The sequence below is a fragment of the Pseudarthrobacter sp. NPDC058119 genome, assembly GCF_042884655.1.
In the GTDB taxonomy this organism is placed as follows: Bacteria; Actinomycetota; Actinomycetes; order Actinomycetales; family Micrococcaceae; genus Arthrobacter.
The window spans coordinates 90,101-112,877 of record NZ_JBHVTN010000003.1 but is presented as its reverse complement, the minus strand read 5'-3'; the positions used below and the strand labels follow the sequence as shown (position 1 = coordinate 112,877).

Below are 22,777 nucleotides of genomic sequence, written 5' to 3'. Positions count from 1 at the left end.
CACGGGGATCGCGGGGATGGTTGATCCGCCGGAATGGAAGGGTTGATGCCGGAGTCAACCTTTTGGTTGATTCCCGGCACGTGCTCCCGGCATAAGCTGGTGAAATGCCTGCCATGCCCCTGCCGCAAACACCGGAAGCACGCGGCGGTATCCCCAAACGAGGGCCATTGAACGCCTTGGAAAACGCGTCGTCGGCGGCAATCCTGCGGGTCCTGCGGGTCACGCTGCATACGGGGTTCGCGCTGCTGCTGGCCGTCGGCCTGGTCCGGATGCTGATGGCAGGAGGGGCCCTGCGCTGGGTGTGGGCCGGCGCCGCCGTCGTCCTTGCTGCGCTCTACCTGGCCGGCACGGTCCTGGAAAAGCGCCATGCCGAGGGACGGACCGGGATGGATCCCCGCCGCTACGGTGTGCTGTGGCTCGGCCTGGTGACAGCTTTATGGGCGTTCCTGCTCGCCGGGAGCGCCGACTTTGCCTGGCTCGCTTTCCCCATATTCTTCCTGCACCTCCATTTATTGCCGCGGCGTGCCGCGCTCCTGGCCATCGCGCTGATGACGGCGGCGGTGATCGGTTCGCAGTGGGCCGCCAGTGGCGCTCCGGTTCCCCATGCTGCGGCCGTGGTGGGGCCCGGCCTGGGTGCGGTTTTCTCCGTGATCACCGGTCTCGCCTACACGGCCCTGTACCGGGAGGCCGAAAACCAGCGGCGCGCAGCGGATGAGCTGCGGCGGACGCGGGAGGAGCTGGCCCGGTCCCAGCATGAGGCCGGGGTGCTCGCCGAGCGGGAGCGGTTGGCCCGGGAAATCCACGACACCCTGGCGCAGGGCCTGTCCAGCATCGTGCTGTTGGGGCGGGCAGCGGAGCAGTCGCTCGCGGACGGTGACAATGCCACGGCATCGGGCCGGCTGGCACTGGTGCAGCAGACCGCGGCGGACAACCTTGCCGAGGCCCGCAGCTTTGTCCGCGGCCTGGCTTCGCCCCAGCTGGAAGGAACCACCCTCGTGGAGGCCCTGGACCGGTTGTGCGGCAGGACCGAGACCGACGCCGCGGCTGCAGGGGTGTCGCTGCGCTGCCGGCTGGAGGTGGACGGCGAGCCGCAGGACCTGCCCCAGCCGGCCCGCGTGGCACTGCTGCGCGCGGCGCAGGCGAGCCTTGCGAACGTCCGCGAACATGCCCGGGCAAGTATCGCCGTCGTGAGCCTTGCCTTCCTGGGCACCGAGGTGACCATGGACGTGTTCGACGACGGCGCAGGCTTCGACGCGGAGGCTGCGGCAGGTGCCGCGGGCGCAGCGGACGGCAGCGGATTCGGGCTGCGCTCGCTGCGGGAACGCGTGGCCGCGTTGAACGGGACCCTGGCGGTGGAGTCGGCGCCGGGCGAGGGCACGGTGGTGGCCATCCGGCTCCCGGTGGAGGAACCGTGAGCGAGGTCCGCGTCCTGCTGGTGGACGACCATCCGGTGGTCCGCGCCGGGCTGCGTGCCATGCTCGCCGGGTTCGAGGGCATCGCCATTGCCGCCGAGGCTTCTGACGGCAAGGCGGCGCTGCGGGAACTGGCGCGGCTGACGGCGCTGGACGAGGCGCCCGATGTTGTCCTGATGGACCTCCAGATGGGGGAGGGGATGGACGGCGTCACCGCGACCGCCGAAATCCGGAAACTCGACGCGCCGCCGCCGGTACTCATCCTCACCACGTATGACACGGACGCGGACATCCTCGCCGCGGTGGAAGCCGGCGCGAGCGGCTACATGTTGAAGGACGCGCCGCCGGAGCAGCTGCGGCAGGCGGTGCTGCAGGCGGCCGCCGGCGGCACGGTCCTGGCGCCCCGGGCCGCGGCGTTGCTGATGGACCGGATCAGCAACCCGGGCACCTCGCTGACCCCGCGCGAAGTGCAGTTGCTGGAGCTGCTGGCCACGGGCCTGTCCAACCGCGCCATCGCCAAGCAGGTGTTCATTTCGGAGGCCACCGTGAAAACCCACTTGGTGCATATCTACGGCAAGCTCGGTGTGGACAACCGCACCGCCGCGATCGCCGCCGCCACCCAGCGGCGGATCATCAGGCCGCCCGGCGCCAAGGGCTGACCTGTCGGCGCAGGATCGCGGAATCCGGCACGTGGCGGGCACTCCCGTGCAGTAGGTTTGTTCCACTGTGTTCACAGGCGCCGTTGTTTCCAGGCCACGTTGTTCGAAGGAGAACGAATGTCCCGTCCGGTTCCAGCCGTTGATGCCCTGCTTGCCACGTACGGTGCGGCCGATGCCTGCGCGGCCGGGCTCCTCTGCGACAGCCACGACCCAAGCGGTGTTGCCTTCACGGTGGTTGCTGCCGATCTTTCCACGGAGGACATCACCTATGGCGAGCTCCGGGAACGCTCGGAACGGGGAGCGGCAGCCCTGGCGGAGCTGGGCATCGGGCCCGGAGACGCCGTAGCCACCTTGATGGGAAAGTCGGCAGACCTGGTGGTCATGCTCCTGGCTATCTGGCGGCGCGGAGCGGTCCATGTGCCGCTGTTCACAGCCTTCGCATGGCCGGCCATCGAATTGCGGCTGACCGCCTCCGGGGCGAAAGCCGTGATCACCGACCCGGACCAGCGGACTAAGATCCAGCAGACCTCAGCCGCCGTCATCGTTGCCGGGCCGGAAGGATCCCACCCGGACCTGGCACTCACGCCGCTCCTGGCCGGGCAGCAGCCGGGAATCGCTTCAGAGTCCGTGGGTGGTGACGGAGCCCTGGTGCTGATCTTCACCTCGGGAACCACGGGCGCGCCCAAAGGCGTACCGGTGCCCCTCCGGGCGCTGGCCGCGTTCCGCCAGTACATCGAACTCGGCCTGGACGTCAGTGAAGAGGACGTCTTCTGGAACGCCGCGGACCCCGGCTGGGCCTACGGCCTGTACTACGGGATCCTTGGCCCCATGGCCGCGGGACTGCGGAACATCCTGCTGCGCCCCGGGTTCTCCCCGGAACTCAGCTTCAGGGTGCTGGACGCATTTGGCGTTACCAACTTCGCGGCTGCTCCCACGGTGTACCGGACCATGCGCGCCAAGGCCGACGCCGGAACCGGGCCTTTCCACCTTCGGCGTGCCTCATCCGCCGGCGAACCGCTCACCCCGGAAGTCATCAGCTGGGCCCGGGAAGTGCTGGGTGTCCCGGTGCGGGACCACTACGGACAGACTGAACACGGGATGATGATCATCAACGCCTGGCATGACGACGTCAGGACCGGGCTCAGGCCCGGTTCCATGGGCCGGCCCCTGCCGGGGTGGAGCTGCGCTGTCCTCAAGGACAACGCCGACGAACCGGCTGCGCCCGGCGAGCTGGGGCGGGTCGCCGTCAACGTGGCGGACAGTCCCATGATGTGGTTCACCGGGTACCAGGATGCGCCGGAGAAGACCGCCGAAAGGTTCAGTGCCGATGGCAAGTGGTACCTGACCGGTGACGCGGGCATGGTGGATGCGGACGGCTACTACTTCTTTTCCTCCCGCGATGACGACGTGATCATCATGGCCGGATACAGGATCGGGCCCTTCGACGTGGAAAGCGTCCTGGCCACCCATCCCGCCGTCCTTGAGACTGCCGTTGTGGGTGCACCCGACGAACTGCGGGGCGAAGTCCTGGAGGCCTACGTGGTCCTGGCGGACGGCATCGCCGCCAGTGACGCCCTGGTGGCGGAGCTGCAAACCATGGTCAAGACGCAGTTCGCCGCCCACGCCTATCCCCGCCGCGTCCACTTCGTTGCAGAGCTGCCCAAGACGCCGTCGGGAAAGCTGCAGCGCTACATCCTGCGGCAACAACGGGCAGCGGCACCGGGCAAGTAGGAGTACGGGATAACCGGTGCCGCAAACCGCGCTTGTGGTTTCCTTCGGCGCTGCCTGGGACTACCATTCCGGCATGGCTACCAGGCTGTTTGCGTACATCAGCTATCCGGATGCCGCTGCGGCCCTTGCCTGGCTGGAGGAAGTGGGTTTCCGGACCATTCGTCGACAGGACGGCCCCGATGGCCGGGTTGTGCACGCGGAGGTAGGCATGGGTGGCGCGGTGGTCATGGTGTCCAGCGATGATGCGGCTTACGAACGTCCGCCGCTGGCAGGGCGTTCCACAGGCGCCGGCCTGTACCTGCTGCTGGATGATGTGGACGGGTTCCACCAAAAGGCTGTTGCCGCCGGCGGGACGTCGGTCATTGAGCCGGAAGACACAGAGTGGGGCTCCCGCCGGGCCAGGGTCCTCGACCCCCTGGGACGGGAGTGGAGCGCCGGCACCTACGAGCCCGGGCTGGACTGGTAGGTCATGCAGCCTGGTGGTGGCCTGCTGGTCCTGAAAAGTTCAGGCTGCTCCGGAGCCTTTTCCACTGCGGGCTGTTAGCGTTGAGGCCCAGCCAATGGAGGAGGAGCGATGTCCATCAATTCACCTGATTCACTGCCTGAGGATGAGCCGCAAGAGGGCCCGGCTGCCGGCAAGGGCAGTGCCGACGGCGGAATCCCTGGCGGGAAGGACGGCGTCGGGATCTCCGACGGGGCCGAGCCCAACACCTTCGAGCCGGAGGAGGACCCGGACGCGTCCGCAGGCCCTGCAGACTGACAGGCCCCGCAGACTGGAGGGCTCGCGTCTTGCCTCAAAGTTCCATCAAGATTGGCCAAAGCCGCCGCGATCGGTGATTTCCCCAAACTACCGGCCGGTAATTTATAACTGTTTCCATCGCCAGTTCCCCGGCGGGAAGCAAGGAGCCCCCGCGCTGGAGCGAGACTCGCGCGGGGGCTTTCCCCAAGCCAACGGAGATCTATTCCGCCGGCTCCACGAGGGTGAAGTGCTCCACCTCCGGGAACGGCTCATAGAAGCGATGCAGCAGGGAACGCCACTGCTGGTACTCGGGTGAGCCCCGGAACCCCTCCGTATGGTCCTCCAGCGACTCCCACTCCACGAGCAGCAGGTAGGTATTGGGGGACTCGACTGACCGTGACAGGGACAGCGACATGAATCCCGGCATTGAAGCGATGATGTGGCGGGCGTGGCTGAACGCGGCTTCGAAGTCCTCTTCCTGGCCAGGAATAACCGGAAGCAGCGCGTGTTCCGTGATCACCCTGAAAGCCCCGCAGACGGCGCAGCTTCAGCCGGCCCGTCGGTGTCGATCCAGTAGCGCCGCTTGCCGTTGCGCGTGTCCTCGTACTGGCCGCCGTTCTTTTCGATGGTCGCCCGGGACCCTGCGTTGTCGATGTCGCAGGTCAGGAGGGCCCGCTGGATTCCCAGTGCCCGTGCCACCGGCAGCGCGTCGGCGAGTGCCTTCGCCGCGTGGCCGCGGCGCCTGGCGGAGGGCCTGACGCTGTAGCCGATATGACCGCCTTCGTTGAGGAGGTAGCCGTTCAATACATGCCTGATGGCCAGCGACCCAAGGAATGTGCCGCCGTCGGCAATCCAGAGGTAGGTGCAGGGCACGTAGCCCGGCTTGCGCACCGTTTCCGGCAGCGCGTCCTTAATGAGGACATCGACGAACCGGCCAAAGACGGACGGGTCCCGAAGATCGTCAAGAGACCAGCCCTCGGCGCCTGCGCCATCGAGATGGGCACCCTTGAACTCCGCGCTTCCCTCCAGCCAGGTGGACTGGAGGGTTGGGTCCGGAACGATGAGATGGGCCATATCAGGATCCTATGCGGCCTACACCGTTAGGCCCGCGAAGCGTATTCCCTGGACGCCGCTGCTGCCCTGTACTATCTCCCCGGGGACCCTTTTGCGGTCTGGAAGGGGACGGAAATGGCTGGTACTCACTCAACGGCCGCAGCGCCCGGCGATCCACTGGGCAGGGATGAATTGCTGCAGGAGTACGGCTTCGCCTTCCCCAGCGGGAAGGGCGTTTCGTCCATCGCGGCGGAGCTGTCCACCGAGCCCCTGGAGAATCTGGTGGAGCTGGCCGCCAAACTTTGTGGTGTTCCGTTCGGGGTCATCAATGTCCTCACCTCCGATGAGCAACGCCAGGTGGCTGCGATCGGGATTGACGCCGGCGTCTGTTCCCGCGAGGACTCCATGTGCTCGAAAGTCTTCCACTCCGGGGAAATGACTGTTGTCGAGGATGCCTCGCTGGACCCGCGTTTTGCGACCAACCCGTTCGTGACGGGCGAAATCGCCGCTGTCAGGTTCTATGCCTCGGTGCCCCTGGAAATGTCCTCAGGGTTCGTACTCGGCTCGCTGTGTGTCTTCTCGGATTCACCGGCGTCCCCGGATGCCGGCCAGCTGGACATGCTCGAAATCCTGTCCCGCCAGGCGGTGCAGCTGCTTGAACTGCAGCGGCGCACGCTTCAGCTGAACAGTGCCCTCGACGAGGTGCGCGAAAGCAACGCCAAGCTGGCGGAGTTCGCCGGGCGCGTCAGCCACGACCTGCGCGGGCCGCTTACCACCATGCTGGGCTACGTGGAGATGGCGGAAGACGAAGTGGACGGGGAGCACCCGGCGGCCGAATACCTGCAGATCATCAGCGCCAGTGGCCACCGGATGCTGGCCATGCTCGAGGACGTCCTGAGCTACTCCCGGATTGGCGGAATCCTCCAGCGCCAGCACGTGTCCCTCCAGGACGTGGCGGCCGAGGTGGCCTGGGACCTGGGCCTGTCCTTCGGGACTGACGCCGTCGTGGACAGCGAGGAACTGAAGCTCCAGGTGGATCCGGGCCAGCTCCGGACCCTGCTGCAGAACCTGGTGGCCAATGCCGTGAACTACCGGAGTCCCGAGAGGGAACTCAAGGTGCGGATCAGCGGCATTTCCAACTACCACGGGGTCACCGTACTGGTCGCGGACAACGGCAAGGGAATTGCGTCCACGGACCGGCAGCGCGTGCTGGAACCCCTGGTCCGGCTGCACCGTGATGGCGACGGGCAGGGCTCGGGCCTGGGGCTGTCCATCTGCTGGCGCATTGTCGAAGCTCATGGCGGGGAACTGAGCCTGAAAGAGACTCCAGGCGGCGGAACCACAGCGGTCATCAGCTTCCCGACCGATCAGTAGGCGCTCTTAAAAAGGTCCGGGCCGGCTGCTTGATGCAGCCGGCCCGGAGCCGCGATCAGGTCATCCCGGTCAGTTCAGGTCGAAGCGGTCCAGCTCCATGACCTTTGCCCAGGCTGCCACGAAGTCGTGCACGAACTTCTCCTTGGCGTCGTCGCTGGCGTAGACCTCCGCCAGTGCACGCAGCTGCGAGTTGGAGCCGAAGACCAGGTCCACCGGGGTGGCCGTCCATTTGAGTTCGCCGGTGGCAACATCGGTGATCTCGTAGGAGTTTTCCTCGGACTCGGAGGCCTTCCACTTGGTGCCGGGCGAGAGCAGGTTGACGAAGAAATCATTCGTCAAAACCTGCGGCTTGTCCGTCAGCACACCGTGGCCGGAACCGCCCACGTTGGTGCCCAGGGCACGCATGCCGCCCACCAGCGCCGTCATCTCCGGCGCGGAGAGGTCCAGCATGTACGCCTTGTCCAGCAGGAGGGTCTCCGGCTGGACCTTCGCGCCGGGGCGCAGGTAGTTGCGGAAGCCGTCGGCCCGAGGCTCCAGGTACTGGAAGGATTCGACGTCGGTCTGTTCCTGCGTGGCGTCGGTGCGGCCCGGACGGAACGGCACCGTGACGGGGAACCCGGCGTCGGCTGCTGCCTTTTCCACGGCGGCAGCGCCGCCCAGGACGATCAGGTCCGCGAGTGAAACCTTCTTGCCGCCGGCTTGTGCGGAGTTGAACTCCTCCTGCACCCGCTCGAGCACGGGAAGCACAGCAGCCAGCTGCTCCGGCTCGTGAGCATCCCAGCTGCGCTGCGGCTCCAGCCGGATCCGGGCGCCGTTGGCACCGCCGCGGCGGTCCGTCTTGCGGTACGTTGCGGCCGAGGCCCAGGCGGTTCCCGCCAGCTGCGGGATGGTCAGTCCGGAGTCAAGTAGCGTGGCCTTGAGCCCGGCGACGTCCTGTTCGCCGATCAGTTCGTGGTCGACGGCGGGGACCGGATCCTGCCACAGCTGCGCCTCCGGAACCCAAGGACCCAGCATGTGCGGGCCCACCGGCCCCATGTCGCGGTGCAGCAGCTTGTACCAAGCCTTGGCGAAGGCCAGGGCGAACTGGTCCGGGTTCCCCAGGAAACGCCGGCCGATCTGCTCGTAGGTGGGGTCGAAGCGCAGGGACAGGTCCGTGGTCAGCATGGTGGGCCGGTGCTTCTTGTTGGGGTCGTGGGCATCCGGGATGATCTCAGGCGCGTTCTTGGCAACCCACTGGTGGGCGCCGCCGGGGCTCTTGACCAGTTCCCATTCGTACTCGAAGAGGATCTCCAGGAAGCGGTTGCTCCACTGCGTGGGCTTGTCCGTCCAGGTGACTTCCAGGCCGGAGGTGATGGTGTCGCCGCCCTTGCCGCTGCCGTAGGTGCTGAGCCAGCCCAGGCCCTGCGCCTCGAGGTCTGCGCCCTCCGGTTCGGGGCCCACGTGTGCGTCTGCGGGGCCGGCGCCGTGGGTCTTGCCGAACGTGTGGCCGCCGGCGATCAGCGCGAAGGTCTCTTCGTCGTTCATCGCCATGCGCTTGAAGGTCTCACGGATGAACGCGGCGGCAGCCACGGGGTCCGGGTTGCCCATGGGCCCTTCGGGGTTGACGTAGATGAGGCCCATCTCGGTGGAGCCGACCTTGTCCGCCATAGTGCCCTCACCGGTGTACCGCTCATCGCCGAGCCAGGCGTCCTCGGGGCCCCAGAAGATCTGTTCGGGCTCCCACACGTCCTCGCGGCCAAAGGCGAAGCCGAACGTCTTGAAGCCCATGGATTCGAGGGCAACGTTGCCGGCGAGGACCAGGAGGTCCGCCCAGGAAAGCTTCTGGCCGTACTTCTGCTTGACCGGCCACAGCAGGCGCCGGGCCTTGTCCAGGTTGGCGTTGTCCGGCCAGCTGTTCAGCGGCGCGAAGCGCTGGCTGCCGTCGCCTGCGCCGCCACGGCCGTCGAAGACGCGGTAGGTGCCCGCAGCGTGCCAGCTCAGGCGGATCATCAGGCCGCCGTAATGGCCGAAGTCCGCCGGCCACCAATCCTGGGAGGTGGTCAGGACCTGGCTGATGTCCTGCTTGAGGGCATCGACGTCGAGCTTCTGGAATTCCTCGCGGTAGCTGAAGGACGGGCCCAGCGGGTTGCTTGCCTGGCCCTGCGTGTGCAGCACGGAGAGGTCCAGCTGGTTGGGCCACCAGTCCTGGTTGGTCCGCGGGCGGGTTCCCTTGGGCTGCGGGGAATCGATCGCCGGGTTTTCGCTTTCACTGCCCTGGGCGGTGGCACTGCCGTGGGCCACCGGGCACCCGCCCTCAACCTTCTGGTCCAGGCCCTGTGCGCTCCCGGGAGTGGGGACCGGGGGATGGTCTTGGGGATCGGTCATGTGCTTCTTCCTTCCGTTGGGCCGAGGCCGCGGTTGGACTCGGGCAGCCGGTGCAACCCTCCTATTTGACCATGGACGGGTGACCGGGGGAGACCCTCCTACGCCAGGGGTGAAACCCGGCCTGTCACCGCCCCGCACCCTGCAATTTGTAGGGCACCGTCTGAGAGCCATTTGCCGGCGCCGGAATATCTGACTGACGCTCCGACTTGTCGCCAGAGGGCCCATTCCGGCCCACTGTCCCGGCGTAACGCAGCGCGCGGGCCTCCGCCCAGGCGTGAGGCCGCGGTGACGCGCGGATGCAACCAAGCACCTACCACAAGGAGCACTATGACCATCCGATCAGGAACAGCATCGGGCAATGGACAGACAGCGCTGGTGGTAGGGGCCACCGGCATCGCAGGGTCCGCCCTGGTGGATACCCTGGCTGGCGAAGGGTGGTCAGTCCTGGCCTTGTCCCGCCGGCCCGGCCCCGGACGCGCCGGCGTCAGGTGGCTTTCCGCGGACCTGACCTCGGCTGAATCCCTTGCTGCTGTGCTGGGTCCGGAGAACCCCTCACACGTCTTCTTCACCGCCTGGTCCCGCCGGGACACCGAGGAAGAGAACATCGCCGTCAACGCGGGCATGGTTCGTGACCTCCTCTCAGCACTGCAGGGCAAGGCCGTGGCACACGTCGCCCTGATGACCGGACTCAAGCACTACCTGGGACCGTTCGAGGCCTACGCCGCCGGAGAAATGCCGGACACCCCCTTCCATGAGGAGGAACCGCGCCTTCCGGTGCCGAACTTCTATTACGCCCAGGAGGACGAACTCTGGGCGGCCGCGGCCCGGCAGGGGTTCACCTGGTCCGTCCACCGCGCCCACACCGTCATTGGGCATGCGGTGGGCAACGCCATGAACATGGGACTCACCCTCGCCGCGCAGGCCACCCTGTGCCGGGACAGCGGGGAGCCGTTTGTCTTCCCGGGGTCGGAAACGCAGTGGAACGGGCTCACGGACATGACGGATGCCGGCCTGCTCGCCGAACACATGCTCTGGGCTGCAACCACCCCCGGGGCTGCCAACGAGGCCTTCAACATCGTCAACGGCGATGTGTTCCGCTGGCGCTGGATGTGGCCGAAACTCGCCGCCTACTTCGGCGTGGAGTGGGAGGGATACCAGGGGGCGCCCCGTCCGCTGGAACGGTCGATGGCAGGGCGGGAGGACCAGTGGCGGCGGATTGCCGAGGAGAACAACCTGAGCGAACCGGACCTGGGCCGCGTGGCGTCCTGGTGGCACACGGACGGTGACCTGGGACGGAACATCGAGGTGGTCACGGACATGGGGAAGAGCAGGGACGCCGGCTTCACAGGGTACCGGCGGACGCTGGATGCCTTTACGTCGCTGTTTGACCGCTACCGCGCCGGGAACCTGATTCCCTGATCACCCGGTCCCGGCCGGCGAATAACCCGGCCACTGCCAGGACGGCCATCGCTCCGGCGGTTCCGAGCAGCGGAAGTGTCCAGTCCCCGCTGGCATCCCTAAGGGCACCAAAGGCCACCGGGCCCACCGCGGCCAGGCCGTAGCCCACGGACTGTGCCATGCCGGACAGGGATGCTGCCTGTGGATGGTTCACGGTCCGGAGGCTGAACAGCGACAAGGCGATGACAATGAGGCTTCCGCACCCGGCAGCGCCCAGCAGGACCCACAGGAGGATGAGGTCAGGAGCCAGCGCAAGGCCCAGGAAGGTTGCGAACACCAACGCCCCGCCGGTGAAGGACACCAGCCGCTGGTCCGGTCCCCGGTGCAGGACCGCCCCGGCCGCCAGGCTGGCGAACACGCTGATCAGCAGGAAAACGGACAGATGCACGCCGGCGGTGGTGGCGGGGATCCCGCGGCTTTGTTCGATGGTGGGCAGCCACGCCATCAGGACGTAGAAGGCGATCGACTGCAGCCCCATGAATGCAGTCACCTGCCAGCCCAGCGCCGAGCTCCACGGCGACCGATGGGCAGACTCCTGCTTTGCGGCGTGCCCGGCGGCTGTCCCGTTCCGGCGCAGCCAGGGTAGGAGTACGGCCATGGCGATGAGGGCCAGCCCCGCCCAGGCTCCCAGGGCCAGCCGCCAACCCGCCGGGGAGGTTTGCGCTACGGGAACGACGACGGCGGCCCCCACCGCTGCGAACGCGGCCTGGGCAGCGGTGTAGCTGCCGGTGACCTGGCTGACCCGCAACGGAAAGTCCCGTTTGACGAGGGAGGGAACCAGGACGTTGAGGAACGCTATGGCCACGCCGATCAGCACCGTCCCTGCCCAGATGAAGCCGGGCAGAGGCAGGGAACGGAGCACAATGCCTGAGGCGAGGATCAGCAATGACATCCACAGTGCCCGGTCCAGGCCGAGCCGCGCGGCAAAGCTGGGCGCCAGGGGTGAGAAGACGGCGAAAGCGATGAGCGGGAGGCCGGTGAGGAATCCGGCTGCGGCGCTGGACAGGCTCAGGTCGCTGCTGATGTTGACCAGGACGGGCCCGACGCTGACGAAGGACACCCGGAGGTTGACTGCGATGAGCAGGACGCCGATGAAGGCGGCTCCAAACCTGGCAGTGCGCTGGGACGGGTTCCGTGTGCCGGCAAACATCGTTGTTTCTTCCATCCTTCGGTGGGGGTGGGGCGCTGTTGGCGCCCATCCAGTTCTCTCACACTGAGGTACCCACCGGTGCCGGTGGATCCCCGGCGAGTCCGCCGAATACGCCGTGGGAGAACCTGCGATTTTCCCAGCCAACTGTAAGGATCATCGGCTCTCCACGGACGTACACTGACCTTCGCACCACGTTTTGTGGACACTCCGTCAGGTGAGGGCCTTTTTCGTATGCTCTGGAAGTTGCTCGTCGAATACCTGCGGCCGCACCGGCCGCTGCTGGCCGCCGTCGTGGTTTTCCAGCTGGCGCAGTCCATCGCGTCCCTGTACCTGCCCACGCTGAACGCGGACATTATCGACCAAGGCGTGGCGCGGGGCGACACCGGCTATATCCTGTCCACCGGCAGCGTCATGCTGCTCATCACGCTGGCGCAGATCGCGTGCGCGGTGGTGGCGGTGTACTTCGGTGCCAAGGCCGCGATGGGGCTGGGACGGGACCTGCGCGGCGCCATCTTCGAACGGGTGGGGCAGTTCTCCGAACAGGAAGTCACCAAGTTCGGTGCGCCCAGCCTTATCACCCGCTCCACCAATGACGTCCAGCAGGTGCAGCAGCTGGTGCTGATGTCCGCCACCCTGATGGTGGCCGCGCCCATGCTCAGCATCGGCGGGGTGATCATGGCCATCCGGCAGGACGCCCAACTGTCCTGGCTGATTGCCGTGTGCGTCCCGGTGCTGCTGATCGCCGTCGGGCTCATCGTGACGCGGATGGTGCCGCTGTTCCGCAAGATGCAGGCGCGGATCGACACCGTGAACCGGGTGCTCCGCGAGCAGCTCACCGGCATTCGGGTGGTGCGGGCGTTCGTGCGCGAGGACATGGAAACCGAACGGTTCGCCGGCGCCAACACCGACGTCACCGATGTAGCCCTCCGCGCAGGCCGGCTGATGGCCCTGATGTTCCCCACGGTCATGCTGATCCTGAATGTCTCCAGCGTGGCGGTGATCTGGTTCGGCGCATTCCGGATCGAGGACGGGTCCATGCAGGTGGGAACCCTGATCGCGTTCCTGAGCTACCTGATGCAGATCCTGATGTCGGTCATGATGGCCACCTTCATGGCGGTGATGATTCCGCGTGCGTCGGTGTCCGCGGACCGGATCGGCGAGGTGCTGGGCACCAGCTCCAGCGTCATGCCGCCGAAGCAGCCGGTCACCAGTGCGGCCTTCGCCGGCAAGCAGCGGCGCGGCGAGCTGGAAATGCGCGACGTCGGATTCGCCTACCCGGGTGCCGACCAGCCCGTCCTGTCCGGGATCAGCTTCACCGCCCGCGCGGGGCAGACCACGGCGATCATCGGCAGCACCGGCTCGGGCAAGACCACCCTGGTGAACCTGATGCCGCGGCTGTTCGATGCCACCTCCGGGGCGGTGCTGATGGACGGCGTGGACGTGCGGGACCTGGACCCGGACCTGTTGTGGGGGCACATCGGGCTGGTGCCGCAAAAGCCCTACCTCTTTTCCGGGACGGTGCGCAGCAACCTGCTGTACGGCAACCCGGATGCCACCGAGGACGAACTGTGGAGCGCCCTGGAGATCGCCCAGGCACGGGACTTCGTGGAGCAGATGGACGAAAGGCTGGACGCGCCCATCGCGCAGGGCGGCACCAATGTCTCCGGCGGGCAGCGCCAGCGGCTGGCCATTGCCCGGGCCCTGGTCAAGCGGCCCGAACTGTACATTTTCGACGATTCGTTCTCCTCCCTTGATACCGGCACGGATGCCAGGCTGCGCCAGGCCCTCAAGCGCAACATCGCCGGCGCCACCATGGTGATCATCGCCCAGCGCGTGTCCAGCATTGTCGATGCCGACCAGATCCTGGTGCTCGACGACGGCAGGATCGTTGCGCAGGGCACGCACCATGAGTTGCTGGAGACCTCGGAGACGTACCGCGAGATCGTTTCGTCCCAGCTGGCAGCGGAGGAGACGGTATGAGCCAGGGACCCGCATCCACACGCGGCACTGAAGGTGCGCCCGCTTCGAAACCGGGCCAGGCCGACGTCGTACGCATTCCCCGTCCTGCCGGCGGACCGGGGCGGGGCGGGCCTTTTGCCGGGATGAACGTGCCGGCGGAGAAGGCGATGAACTTCGGCGGCTCCGCCAAACGCCTGCTGGGAACGCTCCGGCCGGAGCGGTTCTGGCTGGTGCTGGTGCTGGCCATGGCGGTGGCCGGCGTGGTCCTGCAGGTGATCGGGCCCCGGCTGCTGGGCGAGGGCACCAACCTGATCTTTTCCGGCGTCGTGTCCAAGCAGCTGCCGCCGGGTATGACGCAGGCGCAGTTGATTGCGGCACTGCGGGCGTCTGGGGACAACCAGAAGGCGGACATGCTCAGCGCCATGACTCTGACGCCGGGTGCCGGCATCGATTTCGGCGCGCTGGCGACCGTACTGACGTGGGCGCTGGTGCTGTATGTGCTGGGGTCGGCGTTCATGTGGGGGCAGGCGTATGTGCTCAACGGCGTGGTGCAGCGGACCGTGTTCGGGCTCCGCGAGCAGATCGAGGCCAAGATCAACCGGCTGCCGCTGCGGTACTTCGATTCGATTCAGCGCGGTGAGCTGCTCAGCCGGGTGACCAACGATGTGGACAACATCTCGCAGAGCCTGCAGCAGTCCATTTCGCAGGCGGTGACGTCCGTGCTGACAGTGCTGGGCGTGCTGGTGATGATGTTCATCCTCTCGCCCACGCTGGCGCTGATCGCGCTGGTGACCATCCCGCTGACGCTGGGGATCACCACGCTGATCGCCAAGCGCTCGCAGAAGCTGTTCGTGCAGCAGTGGAAGAACACCGGCGAGCTGAACGGGCAGATCGAGGAGACCTACACCGGGCATGCGCTGGTGAAGGTGTTCGGCCGGCAGCGCGAGGTGGGGGAGCGGTTCCGGCAGAAGAACGCGGAGCTGTATGAGGCGAGCTTCGGGGCGCAGTTCATTTCCGGGCTGATCATGCCGGCCATGACGTTCATCGGAAACCTGGTGTACGTGGGGATCGCCGTGGTGGGTGGCCTGCAGGTGGCGTCCGGGGCGATGCAGCTGGGCGATGTGCAGGCGTTCATCCAGTACTCGCGGCAGTTCACCCAGCCGCTGGCGCAGCTGGGGTCCATGGCCAACCTGCTGCAGTCCGGGGTGGCCTCGGCCGAGCGGGTCTTTGAGCTGCTGGATACGGAGGAGCAGTCCGCCGATCCTGCTGTTTTGCAGAGTCCGGACGGACGTGCGCGCGGCCGGCTGGTCTTTGAGGACGTCTCTTTCTCCTATTCCCCGGACAAGCCGCTGATCAGCGGGTTATCGCTGGTGGCGGAGCCGGGGCAGACGGTGGCGATTGTGGGGCCCACCGGTGCGGGCAAGACCACGCTGGTGAACCTGATGATGCGGTTCTACGAGCTGGATGCCGGGCGGATCACGTTGGACGGCGTGGATATCACCACCATGAGCCGGCACGACCTGCGCTCGCGGATGGGAATGGTGCTGCAGGACACGTGGCTGTTCGGCGGGACCATCCGGGACAACATTGCGTACGGGCGGCCCACTGCGTCTTCTTCCGAGGTGCTGGAGGCGGCGCGGGCAACGTATGTGGACCGGTTCGTGCGCTCGCTGCCCGAGGGGTACGACACCGTGCTGGACGACGAGGGGTCCAACGTGTCCGCCGGCGAGAAGCAGTTGCTGACCATTGCCCGGGCGTTCCTGGCTTCGCCTTCAGTGTTGATCCTTGACGAGGCGACCTCCTCCGTGGACACCCGGACCGAGGTGCTGGTTCAGAAGGCCATGAGCGCGCTGCGGTCCGACCGGACGTCCTTCGTGATTGCCCACCGGCTGTCCACGATCCGCGATGCCGACCTCATCCTGGTGATGGAGGCCGGCCAGATTGTGGAACAGGGCACCCACGCCTCCCTGCTGGCCGCCGGCGGGGCCTACGCGCGCCTGTACGAGGCCCAGTTCGCGGCGCCGGTGGCGGAGGTCTGAGGGCACTTGGTTCCCGGCGGGAGCACGCTGGTGGCTGGTCACGAGTTTGAGGCCAATGCCGGGATCGCTGAACTTAGAATGATGCTCCTATGGGAGTCAATTGGTGTTGAGCCAGTCTGAGTACCGTTGGAAGAAGTGGTCGTCGCGGGTGAGTCCACGTTCGAATCTGGACAGGGTTGAGGGCCAGATGCGGAGGTTATCGGCGGCTGCTTGGAGGGTGATGTGTTTGGCTGTTCGCAGGGCCCGGAGTTCCCCAGCAGTCGGCGCAGGTTTTGGATGGACAAGTTGATCGTAGATTTCCCGGGCGACGTAGCGTTTGAGGCAGCGGATGATTTCTTTGGTGGTTTTGCCTTCTTGCCGGCGTTTACTGACGTAGGTCTTGGTGCGCGCGTCACAGCTCATGCGCACGAGTGTGATGTGGTGAATTGCTTTGTTGGCCTGCCGGTCCCCGCTGCGGCTGAGGCGGTGGCGCGTGGTTTTCCCAGACGAGGCCGGAATCGGCGCGACTCCGACGAGGGCTGCGAACTTCGCCTCGGTGGTGATTCTTTCAGGGTTGTCGCCGATGGTGACCAGCAGTTGGCTGGCGGTGTCGGTGCCAACCCCGCGCAGGTCGCGGAGCATGGGGGCGTGGGTGCTGACCAGCGCGTCGAGTTTGTTGTCGACCAGGGCCAGTTCCTGGTCCAGCGCGCGGTAGCGGCGGGCGAGGCGTTTGAGCACGACCGCGGCGGTGTTCAACGGATCGTTCAGATCGCCGCCGGGGCGTGATTTTTCCAGCGCGGCGATCATTGCGGTGCCGGTCATGCTCCGGTAACGGGCGCGCAAGGTGTCCGGGGCGGAGACAAGGATGCTTTTGATCTGGGTCACCACCGCTACCCTTGCCCGCATCGCGGTTGATCTCTCGGCGCGCAGTACACGCATGGCCTCAACGGCACCGTTACGCGCCTTCGGCAGCGAGGTCCCGGAGCCTGCCAAGACGGCTTCGGCAGCCTGGTAGGCGTCCAATGGGTCCGATTTGCCGTGCAGCCGACGGTGCTGCCGGTTGGGCCGCATGACCTCCAAGACCTGTAACCCTTCGCGGGTCAGGACCCGGGCCAGCTCGGCGCCATAGGTGCCGGTGCCCTCAACCCCGATGGCCAGGACGGTGCCGAATGTGGTGATGAATTCGATGATCTTCCGATACCCGGATCCGACAGCGAGGAATTCCTTGTCCGCGAGGTGTTCGCCGGTGTCGCTGATAACGGCGACATGGTGGGTATCGGAGTGAGTGTCAATCCCTGCGATGACTTTCAGAGGGTGCTTTGCCATGATGAAACTGCCCTGGCCTTTCCGTTGCATGCGGTGGGGACAAAACGGGGCACGCCGGCCAGGTGGGCAGACAAGACAGTAATGGGACTTATTCGAACAGGCTCCTATTAGGTCATGTCCACCTGGCCGCCGCGTTTCCTGCAGCTTGTGCTGCGGCGGCAGATCATTTTCAAGACAAACCCCTACAGGGCGTCAGTCAGAACCCAGAGCCACACCGCAGCACAAGCCGATTCCATCATTACTGTCAGACCCCCGTGACAGTCTTGGGTTATGGAAACCGGAGCGGTTGTGGATGCGAAAGGCACGGGCGGGCTCGCCGGTGCCGTCGCATCCCTGGCCGGGCCGGTGGATGAACTAAGAGCAGCCATGAGCGGTTCTTCGGATTCCGGGAATAGTGCTCGCAGCGTGGACAGTCATGATCATCTTCGGGAACTTTCCGAGTCCTGCCTGGACGGCCTGGGCATCGTGGCCCGGGTCGAAGCCGCCACTGCAGCGGTGAAAGTCCGGCTGCTCTCGGAGTATTCGAAGGCCGCCGCCGCCCTGGAAGCTCCGGCGGAGAGCGCTTATGAATCATCGGCGAGGGACATGAGCGTCGTTGCCGAAGTCGCCTGCACGCTCACCATCGGCGAGGGAGCCGCGTCCGCGCTGTTGCAGGACGCCCATGCGCTCACCACCTCTCTTCCGGCTACGTTGAGCGCCATGGATGCCGGAGTCATCTCCTGGCGTCATGCCCAGGTCATGGTCGACGAAACCAGCGGCCTGGACTCTGCAGCTACAGCAAACCTGGAAGCCCACTTCCTGGACCCCGAAGTGCCGAACGGGGCACGGGGTGCGTCAGCCGGAGAGCTGGTGCCGGGCCGTTTCCGTCGGAAAGTACGTGCCTGGCGGGAACGCCATCACCCCGAGTCCCTGACCATCAGGCATGCGAAGTCCATGGCGGATCGGCGGATGGAGTACAAACCGGACCGGGACGGCATGGCCTGGGTTTCCCTGTACGTGGCGGCGGATAAAGGCTGTGCCATCTGGAACAAATCATCTGCGCTGGCCCGCGGCCTGCAGGGGCCGAATGAAGCGCGGACCCTCACCCAGCTCCGGGCAGACCTGGCCGTAAAATTGCTGCTCGGTGACACCGATGACCTCGCCGGACCCGGGCCGTCCCTCAAAGCCGATGTGCTGGTCACGGTACCAATCCTTTCCCTCCTCGGTACTACAGACGAGCCTGCCGACCTGGACAACTACGGGCCCATCCCCGCGTCCATGGCGCGCAAGCTTGTCGCAGAAGGTGCCAACTCGTTCTACCGCGTTTTGGTGGACCCCCGCGACGGAGCCACGCTGGAACTTGGCCGCACCAACTACCGGCTCACGGAATCGCTGAAGCGGTGGTTGAAGATGCGGGATGGAAAATGCACCTTCCCCGGGTGCAGCAACCCCAGCCCAGACAATGAGGCGGACCACCTCAGGTCCTGGGAGCGCGGAGGTGCCACCGGGATCAGCAACTTGGGACAGCTGTGCCCCAAGCACCACCGCCTCAAGCATCGGACCGGTTGGAGTCCGGGTGCCGCTTCCAGGAATGAGCCACCGGCGTGGACTTCACCCACCGGGCGGAAATACACCGCCGAACAACCGGACCGGGAACCGACCCTCTGGCCGCCGGGCTGGCTTCCGGAAGGGTCCAGCGTGCTGGAGCTATTTGTCGTGGATTATCTCGCTGCCTCCTAGCAAGCGTCAGCCGCCCGCACCCACTGCTGCCGCGTCGACCGAGAGGAGCCTGGCGTAGTTCAAGCACATGCTCGCACCGTCGTTGGCGGGCCCCCGGTTTCCGTCCAGGGTCACCGGATCGCCCTGGGCCAGTGACGTGCCGTCGGGGAGGACAACGGCTTCGCCGCGGAAGGTGGTGCCCGGCGGGAAGAGCAGGGTCCAGTCATCGCCGTCACTCGCCAGGAGCGTGACGCACCCTGCACCGTCGCGGGAGACTTTGCCCGCAACTTTGGCTTCCACCCGGGGCCCGGCAGATACATCCTCCACCGTGACCGCCTTGGCACCCCCAGCCGAGACGATCAGCTTGGTGGTGATCTCATGTTGGATGACCGGATCGGGACCTTTGGACGGCAGCTGAAGGGATCCCTGGGCAGAACATGCTCCCACGAACAGGACCGCGGCGGCGTACACGGCAAAAGTGATGCTGGCTTTCATATCATCCCCCCACTGAAAGCTGGTTCCCCAGCATAACGCCACGCCCCCAGCACCTGGGCGCTCGGCACCCGCGAAGCGTCCTGTCCTTGCCCGTTCACCAGACGGCCACCGGCAAGCCCACCACCGTTATCCCTGGTCAAGCATTCTTGGCGGGCACCCTCTGTCCAGTCTCTCCCGATGAGCCGGGCGGAACATCCCCGTTCAAGGAGTACACCGTGTACGTGAAATCCGCCCTTGCCACTCTTGCCGTACTTGCCACCCTGGCGGGAACAGTGGCAACTCCCGCCCAGGCCGCAGACAACACCGCCGACGGCAACCAGGCCTTCAGCTTCGCTGCCATCGGCGACATCCCCTACGGCGCGGCCGAGATCGCCAGGTTCCCGTCCCGCATCCAGGACCTCAACGCGGACAAGGACCTGAAGTTTGTAGCACACGTGGGCGATATAAAGAACGGCTCATCCGTCTGCTCGGACCAGTATTTCTCCTACATCCGCACCCAGTTCGATACCTTCACCCATCCCCTGGTCTACACGCCGGGGGACAACGAGTGGGTGGACTGCCACCGGACCAACAATGGCGCCTACAATCCCCTGGAGCGCCTGGACAAGATCCGGGAAGTCTTCTTCAACCAGCCCGGCAAGACCTTGGGCGCCACCATGCCGGTGAAGTCGCAGGAGAACCTGGGCCTCCCGGAGGACGTCCGTTTCGAGAAGAACCGAGTGGCCTTCTCCGTGCTGAACGTCCAGGGCAGCAACAACTCCCTCCTGCCGTGGAGCGGGCTGGGCAAGACTGAACCCACGCCGGAACAGCTCGCCGAGGTGGAACACCGGACGGACGCGGTCATCGCGCAGATCCACCAGACCTTCGCTGAGGCCAGGCGCAGCAACGACCGCGCCGTGGTGCTCATGCAGCAGGCCGACATGTTCGATCCGTCGCTGCTGGCCGACGCCACCGCCAACCCGGCAACGGTTTCCGGCTTCCGCGATATCGTCCAGGCCATGGTCGAGGAGACCAACAACTTCGACGCCCCGGTTTACCTGGTCAACGGCGACAGCCACGTCTTCGCTGAGAACCAGCCCCTCGCCGCGGGCTCACCCTGGCTGGACATCTACGGCTCACCCGCCGCCGACAAACTGCAGCGCATCACGGTGGACGGCGCCAACAACGCCGTGGACTACGTCCGCTTTACGGTCGCCGGCAACAGCGCCAAAGGCGCCGACGTGCTGAGCTGGGAAAAGGTCCCCTTCAGCAAGTAGCAGCGCAAAGGAAAGCGGACGACGGCGGGCGCCCACCCGCCGTCGTCCGCTTTCCTTTGGGTGGGACTGCTTTCCTTTGGCGGGACTACAGAAGGAGTTCCATAAACACGCTGTTGGGGTCCAGCACGTAGTCGGCAAACGGCGCGCACTCCGTGAATCCGTGCCGGGCGTAAAGCCGCCGCGCGGGCGCAAAGTAGTCCTCGGTTCCGGTCTCCAGGTAGACGCGTTCAAGGTTCCGCGCACGGGCGTCACCAAGAATGTGCGCCAGCATGAGGGTGGCCACGCCCCGGCCCCGGGCGGTTGCTGTGGTGCGCATGGACTTGATCTCGCCATGCCTCGCCGTGACGGCGGGGGAGTCCAGCAGCTTGAGCGCGCCGCACCCCAGAAGGTCGCCGTCCTCGCGGGCTGTCCAGAACGTGATGGACGGGGCGGACAGAGCCGAGTGGTCCAGTGCGTGGACGCTCTCGGCCGGCGATGTGGCGAACATGTCCGCGAGGTGTTCGCTCAGGAGCAGGCGGACGTCATCGCGCGTGGGACTGTCCCGGTCAATCGAAATCATCGCTCCAAATTTACCCGTTGCGAACACCAGCGCCCGTGTGCCAAGATTCCCCTGATCGTGAACCGACTCCAGGAGGTGAGACCCATGAACGCTGTATCCGTAATGGGTGCTCCCCCGAAGTCCACGATCCGCGGCTGACCCAGCCGCCCACCGGGAGCGCCGCACAGGTAAATTCGCGAAAGGCGACTCCCATGAACACCACACCTTCTTCATCCGTCCCGCGCGCCCTTCCGGCGGCGACTTCCGGGCGCTCCCTGGTCCTCGGCGGCGGGGGCTCCACAGGAAACGCCTGGCTGATCGGCGTCCTCGCCGGCCTGGCAGAGGCCGGGCTGGACGTGACCGGCGCAGACCGTGTCATCGGAACATCGGCAGGATCCACGGCCGCTGCACAGATCGCCGGGGCCAGTCCGGCGGTGCTCTATGCCGCCGTCATGGACGCACCGCTACCGCAGCGGCCGCGCCCTGCCGTATCTCCGTCGCCCGGCAGCCCGGTTCCAAACCACCTGGAACGGACCGGCAGGATCATCGCCGGCTCCGCAACCGCGGCCGACATGCGCCGCAGGATGGGCGCCGCCGCCATCGACCTGGCGGAGGACTATGACCATTCCGGGCGGTGGCGGGCCACCGTCGCGGCCCGGCTGACAACACAGGAATGGCCGGAACATGAACTGCTGATCACAGCGGTGGATGCCGGTACCGGTGAACCGGGGGTGTTCGAACGGTCCGGCGGCGTCGACCTGGTCGACGCGGTCGCCGCTAGTTGCTCCAGCGGCTCCGCCTACCGGATTGGAGACAGGAGCTACATTGACGGCGGCTACCGGCGGAATGAGAACGCCGACCTGGCCGCCGGGTGTGGCCGGGTCCTGGTCCTCTCACCCTTCGGCGGCAGGACGCGGATGCCGCTTGAGTGGGGCATGCAGCTCGCCGCGCAGGTGGAGGAGCTCCATGCGCATGGCAGTACGGTCGAAGTGGTTTCCCCGGACAGCGGAGCCGAGCACATGTTCGGTGCCAACGCCATGGACCTTTCACTCCGGCCGGCCGCGGCGCACGCCGGACACAGCCAGGGCAAAGCCCTGGCCGGGAAACTCGGTGAATTCTGGATGTGAGGCAAAAAGCGAATTTAGGGTTGTTTTGTAGGCTCCGGCTGGGTTTCTAACGGCTTTTCTGCGCCGAGACAAAAGAAAGGTAAATTCCCTGTCGGAACAAACTACGGAAAATGGCCCCGCGTCCTCGGCTTTGCCTTCCCCCTGCGTCTGGAGGCGCCACAGGACGTCTCCAGATGCGCCTTCCCAGGGCTGGATAAAAAAATAAAAGCAGGTATGGTATCCGGTAACGCAAAGCAAAGAAAGGCGTGATTCCGATGTCCGGAAAATCCCCCAAAAGCGGCGCCGCAAAAAAGGCCGGCAAGTCAATCCTGGAGAAACGTGCCGAAAAGAGAGCTAAAAGCGAAAACAGTGAGCTCAGTTTTGTAAAACCGCGCAAAAACCAGCGCTGACCGTGCCAGCGGGCGGCCGCCCGGGACTCCT

General features: G+C 66.1%; 20 protein-coding genes. 13 read left to right on the top strand and 7 right to left on the bottom strand.

The window, feature by feature from the left end; all coding sequences use genetic code 11:
- The first annotated feature begins 104 nt into the window (after positions 1 to 104).
- The 5 genes from ACFVTD_RS08450 (at position 105) to ACFVTD_RS08430 (ending at position 4,562) form a co-directional block, all read left to right on the top strand.
- Positions 105 to 1,415, top strand: coding sequence for a sensor histidine kinase (locus tag ACFVTD_RS08450; RefSeq protein WP_387560868.1), 1,311 nt, complete (start codon positions 105 to 107; stop codon positions 1,413 to 1,415).
- Complete coding sequence (locus tag ACFVTD_RS08445) at positions 1,412 to 2,071, top strand: response regulator (protein ID WP_387560865.1); 660 nt, start codon at positions 1,412 to 1,414, stop codon at positions 2,069 to 2,071. The genes ACFVTD_RS08450 and ACFVTD_RS08445 overlap by 4 nt, the downstream gene beginning before the upstream one ends.
- Positions 2,072 to 2,188: 117 nt before the next feature.
- The gene (locus ACFVTD_RS08440) at positions 2,189 to 3,802 is read left to right on the top strand and encodes an AMP-binding protein (protein ID WP_387560862.1); all 1,614 of its coding nucleotides are present in this window, start codon (positions 2,189 to 2,191) and stop codon (positions 3,800 to 3,802) included.
- Between the two features lie 73 nt (positions 3,803 to 3,875).
- The gene (locus tag ACFVTD_RS08435) at positions 3,876 to 4,268 is read left to right on the top strand and encodes a VOC family protein (RefSeq protein WP_387560859.1); all 393 of its coding nucleotides are present in this window, start codon (positions 3,876 to 3,878) and stop codon (positions 4,266 to 4,268) included.
- 108 nt (positions 4,269 to 4,376) lie between these two features.
- On the top strand, positions 4,377 to 4,562 hold the full coding sequence (locus ACFVTD_RS08430) for a hypothetical protein (RefSeq protein ID WP_387560856.1): 186 nt from the start codon (positions 4,377 to 4,379) through the stop codon (positions 4,560 to 4,562).
- Between the two features lie 199 nt (positions 4,563 to 4,761).
- On the opposite strand, the gene ACFVTD_RS08425 is transcribed toward ACFVTD_RS08430, so the two are convergent.
- Positions 4,762 to 5,061 (bottom strand): antibiotic biosynthesis monooxygenase family protein, encoded by a 300-nt coding sequence (locus ACFVTD_RS08425; protein WP_387560853.1) that lies wholly within the window; start codon positions 5,059 to 5,061, stop codon positions 4,762 to 4,764.
- On the bottom strand, positions 5,058 to 5,615 hold the full coding sequence (locus ACFVTD_RS08420; RefSeq protein ID WP_387560850.1) for a GNAT family N-acetyltransferase: 558 nt from the start codon (positions 5,613 to 5,615) through the stop codon (positions 5,058 to 5,060). Before ACFVTD_RS08420 ends, ACFVTD_RS08425 begins: the two co-directional genes overlap by 4 nt.
- A gap of 114 nt (positions 5,616 to 5,729) precedes the next feature.
- Between ACFVTD_RS08420 and ACFVTD_RS08415 the strand changes: the two genes are divergently transcribed.
- A complete protein-coding gene (locus tag ACFVTD_RS08415) occupies positions 5,730 to 6,968 on the top strand; it encodes an ATP-binding protein (protein WP_387560847.1) in 1,239 nt (412 codons plus the stop codon).
- Between the two features lie 69 nt (positions 6,969 to 7,037).
- On the opposite strand, the gene katG is transcribed toward ACFVTD_RS08415, so the two are convergent.
- Positions 7,038 to 9,332 (bottom strand): catalase/peroxidase HPI, encoded by a 2,295-nt coding sequence (gene katG / locus ACFVTD_RS08410; protein ID WP_387560844.1) that lies wholly within the window; start codon positions 9,330 to 9,332, stop codon positions 7,038 to 7,040.
- A 327-nt stretch (positions 9,333 to 9,659) separates the two neighbouring features.
- Between katG and ACFVTD_RS08405 the strand changes: the two genes are divergently transcribed.
- The gene (locus ACFVTD_RS08405; protein ID WP_387560841.1) at positions 9,660 to 10,751 is read left to right on the top strand and encodes an SDR family oxidoreductase; all 1,092 of its coding nucleotides are present in this window, start codon (positions 9,660 to 9,662) and stop codon (positions 10,749 to 10,751) included.
- On the opposite strand, the gene ACFVTD_RS08400 is transcribed toward ACFVTD_RS08405, so the two are convergent.
- The gene (locus ACFVTD_RS08400) at positions 10,705 to 11,940 is read right to left on the bottom strand and encodes an MFS transporter (RefSeq protein ID WP_387560838.1); all 1,236 of its coding nucleotides are present in this window, start codon (positions 11,938 to 11,940) and stop codon (positions 10,705 to 10,707) included. The genes ACFVTD_RS08405 and ACFVTD_RS08400 overlap by 47 nt on opposite strands.
- Before the next feature lie 231 nt (positions 11,941 to 12,171).
- Here ACFVTD_RS08400 and ACFVTD_RS08395 point away from each other — a divergent pair, with 231 nt between their 5' ends.
- Positions 12,172 to 13,920 (top strand): ABC transporter ATP-binding protein, encoded by a 1,749-nt coding sequence (locus ACFVTD_RS08395; RefSeq protein ID WP_387560835.1) that lies wholly within the window; start codon positions 12,172 to 12,174, stop codon positions 13,918 to 13,920.
- Positions 13,917 to 15,938, top strand: a complete 2,022-nt coding sequence (locus ACFVTD_RS08390; protein WP_387560832.1) for an ABC transporter ATP-binding protein — start codon at positions 13,917 to 13,919, stop codon at positions 15,936 to 15,938. The genes ACFVTD_RS08395 and ACFVTD_RS08390 overlap by 4 nt, the downstream gene beginning before the upstream one ends.
- 96 nt (positions 15,939 to 16,034) lie before the next feature.
- On the opposite strand, the gene ACFVTD_RS08385 is transcribed toward ACFVTD_RS08390, so the two are convergent.
- Positions 16,035 to 17,273 (bottom strand): IS110 family transposase, encoded by a 1,239-nt coding sequence (locus ACFVTD_RS08385; RefSeq protein ID WP_387560829.1) that lies wholly within the window; start codon positions 17,271 to 17,273, stop codon positions 16,035 to 16,037.
- Positions 17,274 to 17,513: 240 nt separating this feature from the next.
- Between ACFVTD_RS08385 and ACFVTD_RS08380 the strand changes: the two genes are divergently transcribed.
- Positions 17,514 to 18,962 carry a DUF222 domain-containing protein gene (locus ACFVTD_RS08380; protein WP_387560826.1) on the top strand — a complete coding sequence of 483 codons (1,449 nt, stop codon included), beginning with the start codon at positions 17,514 to 17,516 and terminating at the stop codon, positions 18,960 to 18,962.
- 6 nt (positions 18,963 to 18,968) lie between these two features.
- Here ACFVTD_RS08380 and ACFVTD_RS08375 read toward each other — a convergent pair whose 3' ends face one another.
- Positions 18,969 to 19,436, bottom strand: a complete 468-nt coding sequence (locus ACFVTD_RS08375) for a hypothetical protein (RefSeq protein ID WP_387560823.1) — start codon at positions 19,434 to 19,436, stop codon at positions 18,969 to 18,971.
- Positions 19,437 to 19,651: 215 nt separating this feature from the next.
- Here ACFVTD_RS08375 and ACFVTD_RS08370 point away from each other — a divergent pair, with 215 nt between their 5' ends.
- On the top strand, positions 19,652 to 20,692 hold the full coding sequence (locus ACFVTD_RS08370; RefSeq protein WP_387560820.1) for a hypothetical protein: 1,041 nt from the start codon (positions 19,652 to 19,654) through the stop codon (positions 20,690 to 20,692).
- An 85-nt stretch (positions 20,693 to 20,777) separates the two neighbouring features.
- Here the strand turns inward: ACFVTD_RS08370 and ACFVTD_RS08365 are convergent, their stop codons facing one another.
- Complete coding sequence (locus ACFVTD_RS08365) at positions 20,778 to 21,251, bottom strand: GNAT family N-acetyltransferase (protein WP_387560817.1); 474 nt, start codon at positions 21,249 to 21,251, stop codon at positions 20,778 to 20,780.
- Positions 21,252 to 21,442: 191 nt separating this feature from the next.
- Here ACFVTD_RS08365 and ACFVTD_RS08360 point away from each other — a divergent pair, with 191 nt between their 5' ends.
- Both ACFVTD_RS08360 and ACFVTD_RS08355 read left to right on the top strand, forming a co-directional pair.
- Positions 21,443 to 22,357: a patatin-like phospholipase family protein gene (locus ACFVTD_RS08360; RefSeq protein ID WP_387560814.1), complete on the top strand. Its 915-nt coding sequence runs from the start codon at positions 21,443 to 21,445 to the stop codon at positions 22,355 to 22,357.
- Between the two features lie 254 nt (positions 22,358 to 22,611).
- The gene (locus ACFVTD_RS08355) at positions 22,612 to 22,746 is read left to right on the top strand and encodes a hypothetical protein (protein ID WP_387560811.1); all 135 of its coding nucleotides are present in this window, start codon (positions 22,612 to 22,614) and stop codon (positions 22,744 to 22,746) included.
- The last annotated feature ends 31 nt before the right edge of the window (positions 22,747 to 22,777 follow it).